This window comes from Pseudomonas sp. B14(2017) (assembly GCF_002113255.1).
Lineage (GTDB): Bacteria > Pseudomonadota > Gammaproteobacteria > Pseudomonadales > Pseudomonadaceae > Aquipseudomonas > Aquipseudomonas putida_Z.
Map to the genome: position 1 here is coordinate 1 of NZ_NEJY01000039.1, position 17,489 is coordinate 17,489.

Annotated in this window: 14 protein-coding genes and 1 pseudogene; 7 read left to right on the plus strand and 8 right to left on the minus strand. The window is 64.0% G+C overall.

From position 1 onward, the window contains the following. Positions 1 to 180 (minus strand): annotated as a pseudogene (locus tag CAG34_RS26800) (outer membrane assembly protein); the annotation flags it as partial. 196 nt (positions 181 to 376) lie between these two features. Here CAG34_RS26800 and CAG34_RS26805 point away from each other — a divergent pair. Together CAG34_RS26805 and CAG34_RS26810 are read left to right on the plus strand one after the other, a co-directional pair. Further along, a complete protein-coding gene (locus CAG34_RS26805) occupies positions 377 to 1,069 on the plus strand; it encodes a response regulator transcription factor (protein ID WP_085593392.1) in 693 nt (230 codons plus the stop codon). After that, on the plus strand, positions 1,066 to 2,328 hold the full coding sequence (locus tag CAG34_RS26810; protein ID WP_085593394.1) for an ATP-binding protein: 1,263 nt from the start codon (positions 1,066 to 1,068) through the stop codon (positions 2,326 to 2,328). The genes CAG34_RS26805 and CAG34_RS26810 overlap by 4 nt, the downstream gene beginning before the upstream one ends. Positions 2,329 to 2,460: 132 nt before the next feature. Here the strand turns inward: CAG34_RS26810 and CAG34_RS26815 are convergent, their stop codons facing one another. The 5 genes from CAG34_RS26815 to CAG34_RS26835 form a co-directional block, all read right to left on the minus strand. After that, positions 2,461 to 4,092, minus strand: coding sequence for a BCCT family transporter (locus CAG34_RS26815; protein ID WP_085593396.1), 1,632 nt, complete (start codon positions 4,090 to 4,092; stop codon positions 2,461 to 2,463). A gap of 119 nt (positions 4,093 to 4,211) precedes the next feature. Beyond that, a complete protein-coding gene (locus CAG34_RS26820; protein WP_025339222.1) occupies positions 4,212 to 5,336 on the minus strand; it encodes a hybrid-cluster NAD(P)-dependent oxidoreductase in 1,125 nt (374 codons plus the stop codon). 5 nt (positions 5,337 to 5,341) lie between these two features. Further along, a complete protein-coding gene (locus CAG34_RS26825) occupies positions 5,342 to 6,598 on the minus strand; it encodes an SRPBCC family protein (protein WP_085593398.1) in 1,257 nt (418 codons plus the stop codon). A 102-nt stretch (positions 6,599 to 6,700) separates the two neighbouring features. Further along, a complete protein-coding gene (locus CAG34_RS26830; RefSeq protein WP_249352838.1) occupies positions 6,701 to 7,606 on the minus strand; it encodes a LysR substrate-binding domain-containing protein in 906 nt (301 codons plus the stop codon). A gap of 369 nt (positions 7,607 to 7,975) precedes the next feature. Next, entirely contained in the window at positions 7,976 to 8,443 is a 468-nt protein-coding gene (locus CAG34_RS26835; RefSeq protein WP_025339219.1) for an Lrp/AsnC family transcriptional regulator, read from the minus strand. 166 nt (positions 8,444 to 8,609) lie between these two features. Here CAG34_RS26835 and CAG34_RS26840 point away from each other — a divergent pair, with 166 nt between their 5' ends. The 4 genes from CAG34_RS26840 to CAG34_RS26855 all read left to right on the plus strand — a co-directional run bounded on the left by CAG34_RS26840 (position 8,610) and on the right by CAG34_RS26855 (position 14,030). After that, the gene (locus CAG34_RS26840) at positions 8,610 to 9,860 is read left to right on the plus strand and encodes a Zn-dependent hydrolase (RefSeq protein WP_085593402.1); all 1,251 of its coding nucleotides are present in this window, start codon (positions 8,610 to 8,612) and stop codon (positions 9,858 to 9,860) included. Positions 9,861 to 9,939: 79 nt separating this feature from the next. Then, on the plus strand, positions 9,940 to 11,151 hold the full coding sequence (locus CAG34_RS26845) for a diaminopropionate ammonia-lyase (RefSeq protein WP_085593404.1): 1,212 nt from the start codon (positions 9,940 to 9,942) through the stop codon (positions 11,149 to 11,151). A 69-nt stretch (positions 11,152 to 11,220) separates the two neighbouring features. Then, positions 11,221 to 12,849: an APC family permease gene (locus CAG34_RS26850; protein WP_085593406.1), complete on the plus strand. Its 1,629-nt coding sequence runs from the start codon at positions 11,221 to 11,223 to the stop codon at positions 12,847 to 12,849. Between the two features lie 14 nt (positions 12,850 to 12,863). After that, entirely contained in the window at positions 12,864 to 14,030 is a 1,167-nt protein-coding gene (locus tag CAG34_RS26855; protein ID WP_085593408.1) for a M20 aminoacylase family protein, read from the plus strand. A gap of 156 nt (positions 14,031 to 14,186) precedes the next feature. Here CAG34_RS26855 and CAG34_RS26860 read toward each other — a convergent pair whose 3' ends face one another. Together CAG34_RS26860 and CAG34_RS26865 are read right to left on the minus strand one after the other, a co-directional pair. Continuing rightward, the gene (locus CAG34_RS26860; protein WP_085593410.1) at positions 14,187 to 15,371 is read right to left on the minus strand and encodes an MFS transporter; all 1,185 of its coding nucleotides are present in this window, start codon (positions 15,369 to 15,371) and stop codon (positions 14,187 to 14,189) included. A gap of 238 nt (positions 15,372 to 15,609) precedes the next feature. Next, positions 15,610 to 16,491 (minus strand): LysR family transcriptional regulator, encoded by an 882-nt coding sequence (locus CAG34_RS26865; RefSeq protein WP_025339213.1) that lies wholly within the window; start codon positions 16,489 to 16,491, stop codon positions 15,610 to 15,612. Between the two features lie 170 nt (positions 16,492 to 16,661). On the opposite strand from CAG34_RS26865, the gene CAG34_RS26870 reads away from it, so the two are divergent. Next, a partial coding sequence (locus CAG34_RS26870) for a thiamine pyrophosphate-binding protein (RefSeq protein ID WP_256573582.1) occupies positions 16,662 to 17,489 on the plus strand: 828 nt, incomplete at its 3' end.

Genomic DNA, 17,489 nt, shown 5'->3' on the forward strand with positions numbered 1-17,489 from the left:
CTCCACCAGTCGGCGGTCATCGGCCTGGTCGCCGACGTTCAGCGGCAAGGCACCGAAGACACTGCCGGCGGAAACCCGCTGCAGGCCGTTGACGCGGATGTCGGCGATCCTGAAGGGGGAGGCCTGGGCCAGCGTGGCGTTCAGCAGCAGGACGGAGAGCAACAGGCGCGGGTAGTTCATCGAGGGTTCCAGACAAGCGGATTCGGAGGGAGCAAGCGCGGGCAACCCGCATGCAGCGGGCGATGAGGATACGGGCGGGCTGTGTTCGGCGCGGTTAGCAGAGGGTAAAGATGTGTAAAGTCCGACCGGCCGGCGGTGACAGTGCCGGCCGCCGGGGCGATCATTGCAACCCCTGCAATCACGATTCCTGGCCCTGATGATCCCTGTGCTGCTGGTCGACGACGACCGCGAACTCACCGAAATGCTCTCTTTGTACCTGGCCCGCGAAGGGTTCCAGGCCACCGCCGTCGGCACTGGCGAGGAAGGCGAAGCCCAGGCATTGACCGGCAACTATCAGGTGGTGGTGCTGGACGTGATGCTGCCGGGCATTTCGGGCATCGAAGTGCTGCGGCGTGTGCGCGCGCGCAGCCAGGTACCGGTGCTGTTGCTGACTGCCCGTGGCGACAACATCGACCGCATCGCCGGCCTGGAGCTGGGTGCCGATGACTATGTGCCCAAGCCCAGCTCTCCCGGCGAACTGGTGGCGCGCCTGCGGGCGATCCTGCGCCGTGTTCAGCCGCAACTGATGGGCGAAGGCATGGTGCCCGAACAGGTGCGCAGCGGTGCCCTGAAGATGTGGCCCGGTCGACGCGAGGCGCACTGGGGCGCTGCCATCCTAGAGCTGACCGGCTCCGAGTTCAGCCTGCTCGAAGCGTTGGCCCGCCAGGCCGGCCAGCTGGTCAGCAAGCAGGACCTGTCGCTCAATGCCCTGGGCCGGCCGCTGACCCGTTACGATCGGCGCATCGACGTGCACATCAGCAGCATCCGGCAAAAGCTCGGGCCGCGCGTCGATGGCAGCAGCTGGATCCAGAGCGTGCGCGGCATGGGCTACATGCTGATCGTCGAATGATGCGCCGGCGCCTGTTCTGGAAATTGTTCCTGGCCTTCTGGCTGGCCAACACCCTGACCTTCCTGGTGGGCGCGGGCGCCTTCATGCTCAATGACCTGCGTGGTGATACCCCGGCGCTGCGCTCGCTGCTGGCCACTGAACTGCAGCTGTTGCAACGTTACGGCGAGCAGGCTGGCCGACAGTTGCTCGAGGTCTCGCCGCAGCCGCCGGATGTGCAGGTGGGCCTTTACGATAGCCAGGGCCGGTTGCTGGCCGGCAAGGCGGTGCCATTGGCCCGGTTCGAGCAGGCGCTGAGCGACCGCGACGGCCGCCCGCTGGTGCTGCGCGCTTCGGTGGCCACGACCATTGGCGAGCCACCACGCCCGCGCAGCATGGGCCCGCTGTTTACCGGCACGCTGATGAGCGCGCTGTTCGCCTTCCTGTGCAGCCTGTACCTGACCCGCCCGCTGGCCTGGCTGCGCGAAGCCATGGGCCAGGTCGCCCAGGGTCGTTTCGAGGTGCGGGTCAAACCCAGGTTGGGCAAACGCCGTGACGAAATCGTCGAACTGGCCGAAGACTGCGACCGCATGGCCGGTCAGCTCAAGGCGTTGGTGCAGGCGCAGCAGAATCTGCTGCACGATATTTCCCACGAACTGCGCTCGCCTTTGACCCGCATGCATGCCGCCATCGGCCTGATGCGCCAGCAACCGGACCGACTCGACATGCTTGAACGGGTGGAGCGCGAGTCGCGGCGCATGGACGATCTGATCGAGCAACTGCTGACCCTTGCTCGCGCCCAGTCCCGGCAGGGTGACGACTTCGCCACCCTCGATGTGGTCGAACTGCTGGCGCAGATCGTCGAAGACGCCCGCTTCGAGGCCGGCATGAAGCAGTGCCAGGTTTGCTTGCAGGCCCAGGGCACGTTTATCACTCATGGGCATGAAGAACTGCTGTACCGGGCGTTCGAGAACATCATCCGTAATGCCGTGCGCTACACCGCAGCAGGTACCGAGGTGTTGGTCGAGGCCGCGCTGGCGCCGGGCGGGCAATGGTTGCAGGTCAGCGTCAGCGACCATGGCCCGGGTGTCGAGCCGGCGCGCCTGCAGCGCATCTTCGAGCCATTCGACCGCGGTACCGACAGTAACGGTGACGGCTTTGGCCTGGGCCTGGCGATTGCCCAGCGGGCCGTTGCGTTGCATGGCGGCAGCATCACCGCTTTGGCCGCCGCGAGTGGCGGGTTGCGGGTGCGCATCGAGCTGCCGCAGGCAAACCCTGGCTGAGCCCTTGGGGCTGCGTTGCAGCCCTTTCGCGACGCAAGGCCGCTCCTACAGGTACAGCGCAGGCTCGGGAATGTACATGGCCTGTAGGAGCGGCCTTGTGTCGCGAAAGGGCCGCAAGGCGGCCCCGGCTATCTACGCCACTTCACCGGTCGCGCGGGCTGGCTCCGCCGCCAGATTCGCCGGCACTTCGCGGGCAATGACCTGCTCGCTGGCAAACAGGCTGCGCATCAGGCTATACCCGGTCAGCAACATGTAGAGCGCAATCGGCAACCCGACCACGATGCTGGCCATCTGGATCGCCAGCAACCCGCCGGCAATCACCAGGCTGGCGGCGATCGCCCCCTCCAGCACGCACCACAGCACCCGTATCCAGTGCGGCGGGTTGATGCTGCCCAGCGAGTTGAGCATGCACAGCACCTGCGTTCCCGCATCGGCGGCCGTAACAAAATGCACGGCGAGCAACAGGCAGATGATCACGCTCAGCACTGCACCCAAGGTCGGGCCGTCAAGGCGGTCGAGCAGGGTGAACATGGCTGTGGTGGTCTCCTTGCGCGTGGCCTCCAGTATCGGGCCACCCTGGAACGGGCCGGCGGCTGCCTGCTCGGCGACCGGCAACTGCTGGTAGGCCTGGCGCGCCTGCTGCTCATCCTTCAGTGCTGTACCGCCAAACACCGCCATCCACAGGATCGTCACCAGCGTCGGGACCAGCAGGGCGCCGAACACCAGTTCGCGGATGGTGCGGCCACGGGAGATGCGTGCAATGAACAGCCCCACGAACGGGCCCCAGGTCATCCACCACGGCCAGTAGAAGGCAGTCCAGCTCTTTTGCCAGGCGCTGTCGGCCTGGGCGTCGGTCCAGAAGCTCATGCCGATGATGTTCTGCGCGTAGTCACCAGCCGATTCGAACAGCAGGTTCATCAGGTAGTTGGTCGGGCCCAGTGCCAGCACCACCAGCATCAGCCCCAGGGAAATCCACATGTTCAGCGTCGAAAGGCGCTTCATGCCGCGCGACACGCCGGCCACCAGCGAGATCGAGGCAATCACGGTGACGATGGCGATGATGCTCAGCTTGAACGACAGGGTGACCGGGGTGCCGAACACCTGGTGCATGCCCATGTTGATCTGCTCCACCCCCAGCCCCAGCGACTGCGAGACGCCAAAGGCGGTGACCGCGCCGCCGATGATGTCCACGGCATGCCCGATCGGCCCGTAGATGCGGTTGCCGATCAGCGGGTAGAGGATCGAGCGCAACGCCAGCGGCAGCCCTTCACGGTAGGCGAAGTAGGCCAGGCCCAGGCCGATCACGGTGAAGATTGCCCACGGGTGCAGGCCCCAGTGCAGCAGGGTGATGCGCATGGCCATGGATGCGGCCTGGTCGGTGAGCCCCGGGGTGAACGGGTTGCTGGCATAGTGCAGCACCGGCTCGGCCACCGACCAGAAGATCAGCCCAACACCCATGCCGGCGCTGAACAGCATGGCGATCCAGGCGGCGAAGCTGAATTCCGGTTTTTCGTCGGCACGCCCGAGCTTCAAGGTGCCAAATCGGCTGAAGGCGATGAACACCAGCACCCCGAGGATGCCGCTGACCAGCGCCAGGTAAAACCATTTCAGGTGGTCGAGGATGGCGTCGGAGGCGGCCTTGAATACCCCGGCGGCCTGGTCGCCATAGGAGGCGCAGAGCACCACGAAGGCCACGACAATGGAAAGCGACCCAACGGTCACAACAGGATTCAGGCCCTTGAACAGGCCTTCTTTTGCACGCATCGGCTATATCCTTTTTATTCTGGCAGGCAGGTGCGAACGCACCCGCCTGGCGGCGTTGCGGGTTGAAGGGACTGCAGATGAAAAAAGGGCGCCTGAAGCTCAAGCGCCCTTGGTGTCGGTCAGAGGTCGACCACCAGGTCCGAGGTGGGGCGGCTGCAGCACAGCAGCCGCAGGCCCTTGTCGATTTCGCGCTGGCGGATGCCGCCGTTGTGCTTCATGTCGACGCTGCCTTCCAGCAGCGCCGTCTTGCAGGTACCACAAACCCCTTGGCTGCAGGACGAAGGCACCACGGCGCCTGCCAGCTTGGCAGCCGCCAGCACGGTCTGGTCGGCGCGCATGGTGAAGGTCTTGCCCGAGCGGGCCAGGTGCACCGTGAAGGTATCCAGGGCCTGGCCCGGGGCAACCGGAGCGGGTTCAGGTTCGGCTTCGGCGTTGATGTCGAAGCTTTCCTGGTGGTAGCGGGCCAGGTCGAAACCGGCACCGGCCAGCAGCGCCTTGGTGGCGTCCATGTAGCCCTTGGGCCCGCAGGTGAACACGGCGCGGTCCTTGAAATCAGGGATTTCGCGTTGCAGCGCTTCCAGCGACAGGCGCCCGAGCGGGCCGTTCCAGTCGGCCTCGTCACCCTGGTTTTCGCAGAAGAACAGGGTGCGCAGCTGTGGCATGCGACGCTCCAGCTGCGCCAGTTCCTCGCGGAAGATGATGTCCTTCGGCGTGCGGGCGCTGTGCACGAAGACAATGTCCAGCTCCGCGTGCAGGTCGGCGGCGGCGCGGGTCATGGCCATGAGCGGGGTGACCCCGGAGCCGGCCGACAGGTACAGCAACTTGCGCGCCGGGCCGGCCACCGGGGTGAACACCCCGGCCGGGCCCGAGGCAGCCAGGGCCTGGCCCGGGCGCAGGTTGTCGTGCAGCCAGTTGGACACCGTACCGCCCGGCACCCGCTTGACCGTGATGGCAAAGGTGAACGGCCGGGTTGGCGTGGAAGACAGGGTATAGCAGCGCGACACGCTGGCCCCGCCGATCACCGGCGACACGGTCAGGAACTGCCCGGGTTCGTAGGCCAGGGCGTGGTAGTCCGGGCTGTGGAAGGTGAAGGTCTTCACGTCGTGGGTTTCGTCCACCACGCTGAGGCATTCGATGCGTCGGCTTTCGCCACTGGCCCACTGCGCCCCGTGGGCGGCCCAGTGGTCGCTGTCGGTAAAACGCTGGTCGGCGCGCAGGCCGGCGATGCTGTGCAGTGCGGTCATGGCCTTCAAACCCCGTGTGCGGCGAGACGCGAGGCGTACCAGCGGGCGAACTGGTCGACGTACGGCTCGGTGAAGGTGGAGTAGGGGCCCGGCTCGAAGGCGGGGTCCTGGGTACCGCTGTGGGTGATGGCAACCAGCGCGGCATCCTGCTGGGTGGTGGCCACCCACACTTCGGTCAGGCGTTGCAGGTCGTAGTCGACACCTTCGATAGCGTCGCGGTGCACCAGCCATTTGGTGCGCACCAGGGTGCGCTCCGGCGACAGCGGGATGATCCAGCTGATCATGGCGTGGTCACTCATCACGTGAGCCCAGGCGTTGTTGCCCCACAGGTGGGTGTCGCCGAGGTCGCGGCGGGTGAGGTTGCCCAGCAGCTTGCTGCAGGCCACCTTGGTGTCGAGGGTTTGCGACTCGCCGCTGCCGGCAATGATCATGCGCTGGGTGCGGAACTGGGTGGGCGAGCTGTCCTGCAGGTGTTCGACGGTCTCGTACAGCAGGCCGGCGCTGGCCCAGTCGGCTTCGATGCCGGCCTTGCGCACCTGATAGGCATCATAGGAGGCACGCGCTTCGTCGCTCATCTCCTCCAGGCTGACGCCGAGGTCCTCGGACTGGTACGAGACGATCAGTTCCGGGTGGGTGCCAGCGCAGTGGTAGCACTCGCGGTTGTTTTCCATCACCAGCTTCCAGTTGCCGTTCTCGATGTAGTCGAGTTCGTAGGCGATGCGGGTATTGGTCAGCTCGAAGGGGGCGAAGCGTGGCCCCATGACTTCTTCGAGGTCGCTGATGTCGTCCGGTGGGGTGTCGCTCAGGCACACCAGCACATGGCTGCCGATGACCTTGCAGTGCACCGGGATCAGGCTGCGGCACTTGGGGTCGAATGCCTTGCCCATGTGGCTGGCGTGCCTGAGGCTGCCGTCGAGGTCGTAGGTCCACTGGTGGTAGGGGCACACCAGCATGCCGACGGTGGACTTGCCAGGCTCTTTCAGGCGTGCGCCACGGTGGCGGCAGACATTGCGGTAGGCGCGGATCTGTTCGTCATCGTCGCGCAGGATCAGCACCGAAGCCTTGCCGATATCCACGGTAAACACATCGCCGGGCTCGTCGACATCGGCAGTAACGGCTACTTGTATCCAGTGTTTGTGGAAGAAGATATCCATATCGGTGTCGAAGATATCCTGGCGGCTGTATAACTCGCCAGGCATGCCGAAGCCCGGTTGGCGCGCATCGACAAGTTCGCGATGGGTTTTATTGATTGGGCTGCTCATTGTTGTCCTCAGGCACTTTTATTTTTAATTGATAAAGCCATGTGCGGCGAATTATTGAAGTGCCCTCGAATAGCGTCAATGCGCTTAATTTTCCATTTCCCATCACCTGAGGTTATGCAGGAACGGGTTGTCGTGCGTAGGCGCCGGGCTTTGCAGCCAATGGGCAATCGCACGGGTGTACACCGATGCCGGCCGACCGTGCGGTACGACGATGTAATAGGATTCGCGGGTGCGTACGGTGAAAGGCTCCAACCGCACCAGGGCCCCGGTACTCACCAGGTGCTCCACCAGCCGCCCCCAGCCCAAGGCAATGCCGTAGCCGGCCAATGCCGCGTTGATGGCATCGGTGTACAGGCTGCAGCGCAGGTTGTAGCGGGGCGCTGCCGGGGCCAGGCCCAGTTCGCGGAACCATCCAGGCCAGTCGACCCAGCCCTCGGAGGTGGAGTCGGCATCCAGCAGCCCGGCCCCGGCCAGTTCCTCCAGGGTGACGGGCAGGTTGTTGCGGGCCAGCCAGGCAGGGGCGCAGACCGGGAAAATTTCTTCCTCGAACAACAGGATGGCTTCGCCGTCGTCCCACTGGCCGTTGCCGTAGCGTACGTCCAGGTCGTAGTCGCGCTTGCGCAGATCGCCGGTGAACATCTGCGTGGCCAGGCGCAGCTGCACCTGCGGCAGGGCGTCGGCCAGGGCGTTCAGGCGGGGCATGATGCGCAGTTGCGAGAAGGGTGCGGTGGAGCCCAGCACGATTTCCTGATGGTGGCTGATGTGGGTGATCTGGTCGAACGCGCTGGCCACCCGCTGCAGTGATTCGGAGATGCTGGCAAAGAGGATTTCGCCGCCTTCGGTCAGGTGAATGCTGCGGTGCGAGCGATGGAACAGCAGCGCCCCGAGGTTTTCCTCGAGGGCCTTGATCTGCTTGCTGACCGCCGCCTGGGTCACGCCCAGCTCAATGGCTGCCTGGGTAAAACTGTTGAGCCGGGCCACGGCTTCGAATTGCAGCAAGGCGGTCATCGACGGAATGATTCTTCGATAACCTTTTTGTTGGAAGGCGCCTGTTCGAATTGTCATTTTATTTAGACACGGTTGTGGGGCAGGAAGAACAAGTCGACCCGCCTGGTAATTGTTATTTTGATAAATGCACTGGCACGCACCTTGGCAACTTATTTCATGATGCACAGTTGCCGATTGCTGTGATATTACAAACATGACAATTAATAGTAAGCCTTGAAGAGTGCACGATCCCCTGTAGGAGCGGCCTTGTGTCGCGAAAGGGCCGCAAAGCGGCCCCGGCGATCTCGGCTTCAGCGCAACAATAGCTGGGGCTGCTACGCAGCCCTTTCGCGACACAAGGCCGCTCCTACAGGGGATTGCAACAAGGCTTCAAGGCGTGAGGGTCGGCACGAACATGCCCGTCTTCACATTGCTCATCGACACCAGTGTCTTGAAGCGCTTGACGTTGTTGTTCTCGAAGAACAGCTCACGGGTCAGCTGGGTGTACTGCTCCATGTGCCGCACCAGCATGATCAGCACGAAATCGCACTCCCCGGCCACGTAGTAGCACTGCTGCACCTGCGGGCAGGCGAGGAAGGTGCGTTTCATCTCGTCCAGCAGGTCCAGCCGCTCGTTCTCCACTTCAACCTCGGTTATCACCGTCAGCGTGTACCCAAGCTGCTCCGGGTTCACCTGTGCCACCGTGCCACGGATCACGCCGTCGGCCGCCAGCTTCTTCAATCGCCGATTGACCGCTGCCGAGGACAGGTTGACCTGCGCACCGAGGTCCAGCTGTGAAGTACCAGCGTCGCGCTGCACGGCATCGAGCAGGGCCAGGTCGAAGTGATCGAGGGGCATGAAGGGGCCTCTGTAGGTAAACAGCGGTAAACGCCGGGAATGCGTAATAAAAGTGCGCGCGAAGGCCAAAAATCAAGGTTTTCGTACATGGCGAGCGAATAGAATTCTCCCATGAACAAAAACGGCGGTGTAGAGCCAAGGCTTTGCACCCAGGGAGAAACGGTTGATGAATGCGAGTACCCCACTGCAACTGAACGGCGCTTTGCTGCTGCAGCAGATCCGTGCACTCGGCCAGGTAGGCGCTGACGCCACCCACGGCGGGCGCACCCGGATCGCCCTGAGCGATGCCGAAAAGGCCGGGCGCGATCTGCTGGTCGGCTGGATGCGCGAACTTGACCTCGACGTGCAGGTCGACCGCATCGGCAACATTTTCGGTACTTTGCGCGCTGCCGCCGACAGCGGTGAGCAACGCCCACTGATGATGGGTTCGCACATCGATACTGTCACCAACGCCGGAGCCCTGGATGGCTGCTATGGCGTGCTGGCCGGGTTGGCGGTGATTCGGGCCTACCGTGATGCCGGGCGCTTGCCTGAGCGTTCGATCACGGTCGGCGCATTCACCAATGAAGAGGGTGTGCGCTACCAGCCCGACATGATGGGCTCACTGGTATATGCCGGCGGCCTGCCCTTGCAGCAGGCGCTGGACACCCTTGGCACCGACGGTACGCGGCTTGGCGATGAACTGGCGCGCATCGGCTATGCCGGCACGCTGGAGCCTGGCGCCATCGTGCCGCATGAATATCTCGAACTGCATATCGAGCAGGGGCCGATCCTCGAAGCCGAAAACACCCTGATTGGCGTGGTCGAGAACCTGCAGGGCATTTCCTGGCAGCAAGTAGAGGTGAAAGGGCATGCCAACCATGCCGGCACCACGCCGACCCACCTGCGCCATGATGCAGGCTTCGTCGCCAGTGCCATCGTTGCCGAGTTGCGCGCCATGGCCGTGGATTCCGGCACGACCCTGGCCACGGTGGGCTGCATGCAGTTCGCGCCGAACGTGATCAACGTCATCCCGCGCAAGGCCACCTTCACCGTCGACCTGCGCGACCCCGACGAAACTTGCCTGGCTTACGCCGAAAACCGCCTGAGCCAATACCTGGAGGCGCTTGCCGAGCGCGAAGGGGTCACCATCACCACCGAGCGGCTGGTGCGTTTCGAACCGGTGATCTTCGACGCAGGCCTGGCCGATGCCATAGAAGCCTCGGCGCAGCGTTTCGGCTTCAGCCATCGGCGCATGACCTCTGGCGCTGGCCACGACGCGCAAATGATCGCCCGCATCGCCCCCGCCGCGATGATCTTCGTGCCCAGCCAGGGCGGCATCAGCCACAACTCGCGCGAGCATACCGACGACGCACAACTGATCCAGGGCGCCCAGGTGCTGCTGGATGTGGTCAGCCGTCGCCTGACCCACCCCTGATCCCCACTGTAATGCCCCGCCCGCTGAAACCTGGTTTCAGCGGCATGGGCTTCCTGTTGCCTGCAGAAAGGAGTACCGCATGTTTGTTTCCAACCCCAAGGCTGGCCGCCGGCCTTACCCGCAAGCGTTGCAAGAGGTGATGAGCATTGCCAGGGCTGAAGAAAGCCGCCAGTGGCTGGCCGGCTGGGCGCGCTTGAACGCTGGCGCTACGCCGCTGTACACCCTACCTGACCTGGCCGCCGAACTGGGTGTTGCCCAGGTGTCGGTGAAGGACGAATCGGTGCGCTCGGAGCTGGGCAGTTTCAAGGCCCTGGGCGCGCCGATTGCCCTGGTCCGGCTGATCCGGCGTACCTTCCCCGCGCAGCAGTTCGACCCGCGTGGTTTGCTGGAAGGCCAGTTCGCCGACCTGCTGGCGCAGTTCACCGTGGTCAGCGCCACCGATGGCAACCATGGCAAGGGCCTGGCGGCCGCCGCGCAAAGCATCGGCTGCCGCTGCGTGATCGTGCTGCATGCCAACGTCAGCATCGAGCGCGAACAGGCGATTGCGGCCTATGGCGCACAGATCGTGCGCATTGCCGGCAATTACGACGAGTCGGTCGAGCATGCTGCGGAGCTGGCGACCAGCAATGGCTGGACCGTGGTTTCCGATACCTCCTATGAAGGCTACGAAGTGATCCCGCGTGACGTGATGCAGGGCTACGGCACCATCGCTGCGGAAATCATCGAAGCCACTGCCGGGCAACCGCCGTTCACCCACGTGTTCCTGCAGGGCGGGGTGGGCGGCCTGGCGGCCGGTATCGTCAGCTACCTGTGGGAGCACTACGGCGCACAGCGCCCGCTGTTGGTCATGGTCGAACCGGAGCAGGCGGACTGCCTGTACCAGAGCGCCTTGCTCGGCAAGCCGGCCAGGGCGACCGGCTCGGTGGACTCGGTAATGGCAGGCCTGGCGTGCGGCGAGACATCGCCGCTGGCCTGGCGCTTCCTGGAGCCGAGCGTCGATTACTTCATGACCATCAGCGATGACCAAGCTGTCGCCGCCATGCGCCGTCTGGCGGCTGGCAGCGCTCGCGACATTCCGCTGGTGGCCGGTGAGTCCGGCGTCGCCGGCCTGGCCGGGCTTGCCCGCCTGGTAACGGATGCTGGCGCAGCTGCCGACCTGGGTATCGACGGCAACGCCCGCATCCTCTTCATCAGTACCGAAGGTGCCACCGCCCCCGGCGTATATGCCGACCTGCTGGGCGAGACAGCCAGCTCGGTACTGGCCCGTCAGCAAGCCTGGGTATGCACCTGATCCACCCCTGAGGGCCGGGTATTACCGGCCCTCCGTCAGCTCCACACAAGAAAAACAAGCGGAGATTCCATGAACAAACTCAAACGTGACATCAGCCCCTGGTCGCTGATGCTGACCGGCCTTGGCTCCATCATCGGTTCAGGCTGGCTGTTCGGCGCCTGGCATGCATCGGCCATCGCCGGGCCGGCGGCGATCCTGGCCTGGGTCATCGGTGCGGTGGTGGTGCTGGCGATTGCCCTGACCTATGCGGAAATGGGCGCGATGTTTCCTGAGTCCGGCGGCATGGTGCGTTATGCGCGCTATTCCCACGGCTCGCTGGTGGGCTTCCTGGCGGCCTGGGCCAACTGGATCTCCATCGTGTCGGTGATCCCCATCGAAGCGATCGCCTCGATCCAGTACATGGCCTCCTGGCCATTCCCGTGGGCCCAGGCGCTGGTGCACCACGGTGAGTTGACCCATGGCGGGCTGCTGGCCAGTGCGGGCCTGGTGCTGGTGTACTTCGGTCTGAACTACTGGGGCGTGAAGCTGTTCGTCAAGACCAACACCGCAATCACCGTGTTCAAGCTGGTGGTGCCTGCGCTGACCGCCGTCGCGCTGATCTCGACCCAGTTCAATACACAGAACTTCGGCGACGGCTCGGTTGCCAGCTTTGCGCCGTATGGCTGGTCTGCAGTGTTCACGGCAGTGGCCGCCAGCGGCATCGTGTTCAGCTACAACGGCTTCCAGAGCCCGGTCAGCCTGGCCGGCGAGGCGCGCAACCCCGGGCGCAGCATCCCGTTCGCCCTGGTCGGCTCGGTGCTTATCGCGCTGGTGGTCTACGTGATGTTGCAGGTGGCCTTCATCGGGGCCTTGAGCCCGGCGAGCATCGCTGCGGGCTGGCACAACCTGAACTTCGATTCGCCCCTGGCGCAACTGGCACTGGCGCTGAACCTGAACTGGTTGGCCATGCTGCTGTACCTGGATGCCTTCGTCAGCCCTTCGGGTACCGGCTCCATCTACACCGCCACCACTGCGCGCATGATCTATGCGATGGAGAAGAACAACACCCTGCCGAAAATCTTCGGCAACCTGCACCCGCTGTATGGCGTGCCGCGCCAGGCAATGTGGCTGAACCTGGCGGTGAGTTTCATCTTCCTGTTCTTCTTCCGTGGCTGGGGCGTACTGGCGGCGGTGATCTCGGTGGCCGTGGTGATTTCGTTCCTGACCGGGCCGATCAGCCTGATGTCGCTGCGCGCTACCGCGCCGGAAATCCACCGCCCGCTGCGCCTGAAGGGCATGGGCATCATTGCGCCATTCGCCTTCATCTGTGCCTCACTGGTGCTGTACTGGGCCCGTTGGCCGCTGACCGGCCAGGTGATCCTCCTGGTGATCGGCGCCTTGCCTATCTATTTCTACTACCAGGCCAAAGCCGGCTGGGCGGGGTTCGCTCGCGAGCTGCGCGCCGCTGCCTGGCTGATCGGCTATCTCCCGGCGATTGCCCTGGTGTCGTGGCTGGGCAGCGAGGCGTTCGGCGGTATCGGCCTGCTGCCAGAGGGCCTGGACATGGTCGTGGTGAGCGCAGTTGCCTTCGCGTTCTACCGCCTGGGTGTGGGCAGCGGCTACCGCACGCCATACCTGAGCGAAAGCGTCATCTGGCACGGCCAAGCGCCTGCGGATGAACCCCAGCCTTCCGGTCAACGCCCGACGTTGGCCCAGTAACAGGAGCTTCAAGCATGAGCAACGACCCTGCATTCGAACTGCGCCTCAAGCATTGGCGGCACGCGTTTCACCGGCACCCGGAAACCGGCTTTGAAGAGTTCGACACCGCCGAACAGGTCGCCAGCATCCTCGCCAGCCTTGGCCTGGAAGTGCACCGTGGCATCGGTGGCACCGGCCTGGTTGCCAGCCTCACTGTCGGTGACGGCCCAGGCGTGATCGGCCTGCGTGCCGACATGGATGCCCTGAACATCACCGAACAGGCGCATCAACGGCCGCATGCGTCCTGCAACCACGGCAAGATGCACGCCTGTGGCCACGACGGGCACATGGCGATGGTGCTGGGTGCCGCCGACCTGCTGTGCCGCGAGCGTAACTTCAACGGTACCGTGCGCTTCGTGTTCCAGCCGGCCGAGGAGCATGGGCGGGGGGCCAAGGCGATGATGGCCGATGGGTTGTTCGAGCGCTTCCCGGTCGATGCCCTGTATGGCGCGCACAATATGCCGGGCATGCCGGCTGGCCATATCGCCACGCGGCCCGGTGGGATCATGGCCAGCGAGGACAACTTCGTCATTCACATCCAGGGCAAGGGCACCCATGCCGCCCGGCCGCACATGGGTATCGACCCGATGGTGATCGGCGCCGAGATCGTGCTGGCCTTGCAGACCATTGTCGCGCGCAATGTCGACCCGAGCCTGTCGGCAGTGGTTTCCTGCACCGAGTTCATCACTGATGGCATCCGCAATGCGATACCGACCCATGTCACGATCAAGGGTGATACCCGCAGCTACAGCCCTGAGGTGCAACGCCTGCTGGAAAAGCGCATGCGCGAGATCAGCGAGGGTATCTGCCACCTGCACGGTGCAACCTGCCGGTTCGAGTACAGCCACGAGTTTGCGCCGACGGTGAACTGGGCGGCGAACACGGAAATTGCCGTGGCGGCGGCGCGCAATGTGGTGGGGGTGCAGGCGGTGAATGCCGAAGTGATGCCGATGATGATTTCCGAGGACTTCGGTGCGTTCCTGCAGCAGGTGCCGGGCAACTTCGTGTTCATCGGCAATGGTGCCGAGGGCGAGGCGGGGGCTACGCCGTTGCACAACGCTTCGTATGATTTCAACGATGCGATCCTGGCAACCGGGGCCCGTTATTTTGCCGAGGTGGCCAGGGTCAGCCTGCCGCGTTGATGGTTGATTCGGGGGCCGCTTTGCGGCCCATCGCCGGCAAGCCAGCTCCCACAGGGACCGCACAAATTTCAGGTATTGTGCGGTCTCTGTGGGAGCTGGCTTGCCGGCGATGGGCTGCATGGCAGCCCCGTTCACGCTATCTGTCAGGCCTCAACCTTAGTGCCCACCCTTCATCCGCCGTGCCACCAGGTAGATCCCCAGCCCGACCAGCGCCGTAGCCGCGCCGATGTACCCGGTGCTGGTCCAGCCCATGCCTGCGGTAATCGCCATGCCACCCAGCCACGGCCCCAGCGCATTGGCCAGGTTGAACGCCGCATGGTTCGACGCCGCCGCCAGGCTTGGCGCTTCATGGGCAATGTCCATCAGGCGGATCTGCAACGGCGCCGCCAGGGCAATCATGGTGCCGACCAGGCCAATGCCCAGCAGCAGGCTCCACAGCGCCTGCGCGGCAAAGCTGAAGAACAGCAGCACGGCAATCGACCACACCAGCACCAGCCCGACGGCGCGGAACTGCAGGCGGTCGAACAGCTTGCCACCGGCGATGTTGCCGACAATGCCACCGACGCCGAACGCCGCCAGGCCGAACGGAATCCACTGCGGCGACACCTGGGTCACCTGCAACATGGTCGGCGCCAGGTAGCTGAACACACAGAACATGCCGGCAAAGCCGATCGAGGCGATGCCCAGCGCCATCCACACTTGCGGCAGGGTGAAGGCTTGCAATTCCTTGCGCGGGTCGCTGCGCACTTCATCGTGGCGCTGGGGCACGAAGCGCCAGACCAGGGTGATGGTGCACAGGGCGATCGCGCCGACCAGCACGAACGCCGAGCGCCAGCCGAAGTACTGGCCCAGCAAGGTGGCAACCGGGTTGCCGAGCAACATGGCCAGGGTCAGGCCCATCATCACCCGGGCCACGGCCCCCGCCCGCTGGTCCTTGGCCACCATGCTCGACGCCACCACCGCCGCGATGCCGAAGTAGGCGCCATGGGGCAGGCCGCTGATGAAGCGGAAGGCGACCAAGCCGCCGAACGAGGGGGCGAAGGCGGTAGCCAGGTTGCCAAGGGCATACAGCGCCATCAACAACAGCAGCATGTGCTTGCGCAACAGCCGGGCACCGATGATCGCCAGTGTCGGGGCGCCGACCATCACCCCCAGCGCATAGGCGCTGATGGCATGGCCCACCTGGGGCTCGCTCAATTGCAGGTTGCTGGCGATATCGGGCATCAGGCCCATGATCGCGAACTCGCCGGTGCCAATGGCAAAGCTGCCCAGCGCCATGGCGGCTTCCATCTTCGCGACGGTAGTTTTGCTAGGGAGAGGGGGTAATTCCTGAACTGACATCTGGATCCTTGTTGAAACATGCTGAAACGTTCAAGGCGGGATCATAGTCAATCCGTGACGGTGACGTCGAGGAAGCTGGCCAGCTTCCTGGACCTGCGGCATGAGCAGCACCTGTGGGAGCGGGCATGCCCGCGAAGAATCCAGCGCGGTGGATGGCACCGGATGTGCCGGTGTTCGCGGGCACGCCCGCTCCCACAGCAGATCTGCGTGATGACTGTGGCAGCGGAGCAGGGTGGAATCAACGCTCCAGGTAATGGGTCTGCGCGGCAAAATCGATGAAGCGCTTGCTGGCCAGCGACAGGTATTCCCCCGAGCGCCAGCACAAGCGGAAGCTCATCTGCTGCGCTGGCTGGAACGGTACGCCGACGATGCCCGGCGTGCGTTGTTGCACCGAGCGCAGCAGGGTCGCCACGCCCATGTTGTCCAGCGCGGCCTGTACCACCAGCGATACGAAGTTGCTCTGCAGTGCTACCTGGTAAGTGATGCCATGTTCGGCGAAGAACGCATCCAGCAGGTGGCGCTGCACGAAGGTGCGGTCGAATACCACCATGTCGGTATTGCGCAGGTCCTCGGCCGTGAGGAAGGCCTTGCCGGCATAGGGATGGTCAGGGTGCATGCACGCCAGCATCTCGTCGCTGCCCAGCAGGATCGATTCCTTGTCGGGCGGCACGCGCCTGGACTCCAGCAACGCCAGGTCGATTTCCCGTTGTTCCAGGCGATGGCCGATGTCCTCGGCACTGCCTTCGAACACGGTCATGGCAATGCCCGGGTACAGTTGGCGGAAGGCGTTCATCAAGCCGGGCACATAGTGCAGGCCGAACATCGGCGGGATACCCAGGCGCACTTCGCCGCGCTTCAGGTCGGCCATGTCGCGCAGTTCTTGCCGGGCCACATCCATTTCGCGCAGGGCCGATTCGATACGTGGCAGGAAGCGTTCGCCCTCGGCTGTCAGGATGACTTTGCGCGTGGTGCGGTTGAACAGGGTGACGCCCAGTTCTTCTTCCAGGCGGGTAACAGCCATGCTCAGTGCCGGCTGGGCAATATGCAGGTGCTGCGCGGCTTTGGTGAAGCTGCCTTGGCGCACGATCTCGACGCAGCAGCGCAATGCCTTGAGGTTCATTGAGGGGGTTTACCGTTCATAACAAACTGTGATGCCAAGCATCATAACAATATATTTATTATTATTAACCAGAGGGCCTACGATGCGCGCCACTGAGACATCCTGCAACATCTCAGTCACGCAGCTTAATAAATCTGCAATCCCACAAAGATTTTGAGGTAGTACCCCAAATGGCCAAGGCCGCCGATGTCGTTGTGCAATGCCTGGAAAACGAAGGTGTCGAGTATGTATTCGGCATTCCTGGTGAGGAAAACCTCGACCTGCTCGAATCCCTGCGCAAGTCGAAGATCAAGCTGGTACTTACCCGTCACGAGCAGTCCGCAGGTTTCATGGCTGCCACCTATGGTCGCCTGACCGGCAAGACCGGCGTCAGCCTGTCGACCCTCGGCCCTGGCGCCACCAACCTGGTCACCGCCAGCGCCTACGCCTACCTGGGCGGCATGCCGATGATGATGATCACCGGCCAGAAGCCGATCAAGAAGTCCAAGCAAGGCCGTTTCCAGATCATCGACGTGTGCGGCATGATGGACCCCATCACCAAGTACACCCACCAGTTCGCCTCCGCCGACAACATCCCTTCGCGCATGCGCGAAGCCTTCCGTCTGGCTGAAGAAGAAAAGCCGGGTGCCGTGCACCTGGAGCTGCCGGAAGACATCGCCGCCGAGCAGACCGACGCACTGCCGATCCCGCCAAGCCTGCACCGCCGTCCGCTGGCCGAGCACGTGGCGATCGACGCTGCCGTGCAAAAGCTGCTGAACGCCCGCAACCCGATCCTGGTGATCGGCGCCGGCGCCAACCGCAAGATGACCGCCAAGGTCCTCAAGCAACTGATCGACAAGACCGGCATCCCGTTCATCACCACCCAGATGGGTAAAGGTGTGGTCGACGAGCGTCATCCACGCTTCCTGGGCAACGCCGCGCTGTCGTCGGGTGACTTCGTGCACCGTGCCGTCGAAGCCGCCGACCTGATCGTCAACATCGGCCACGACGTGATCGAG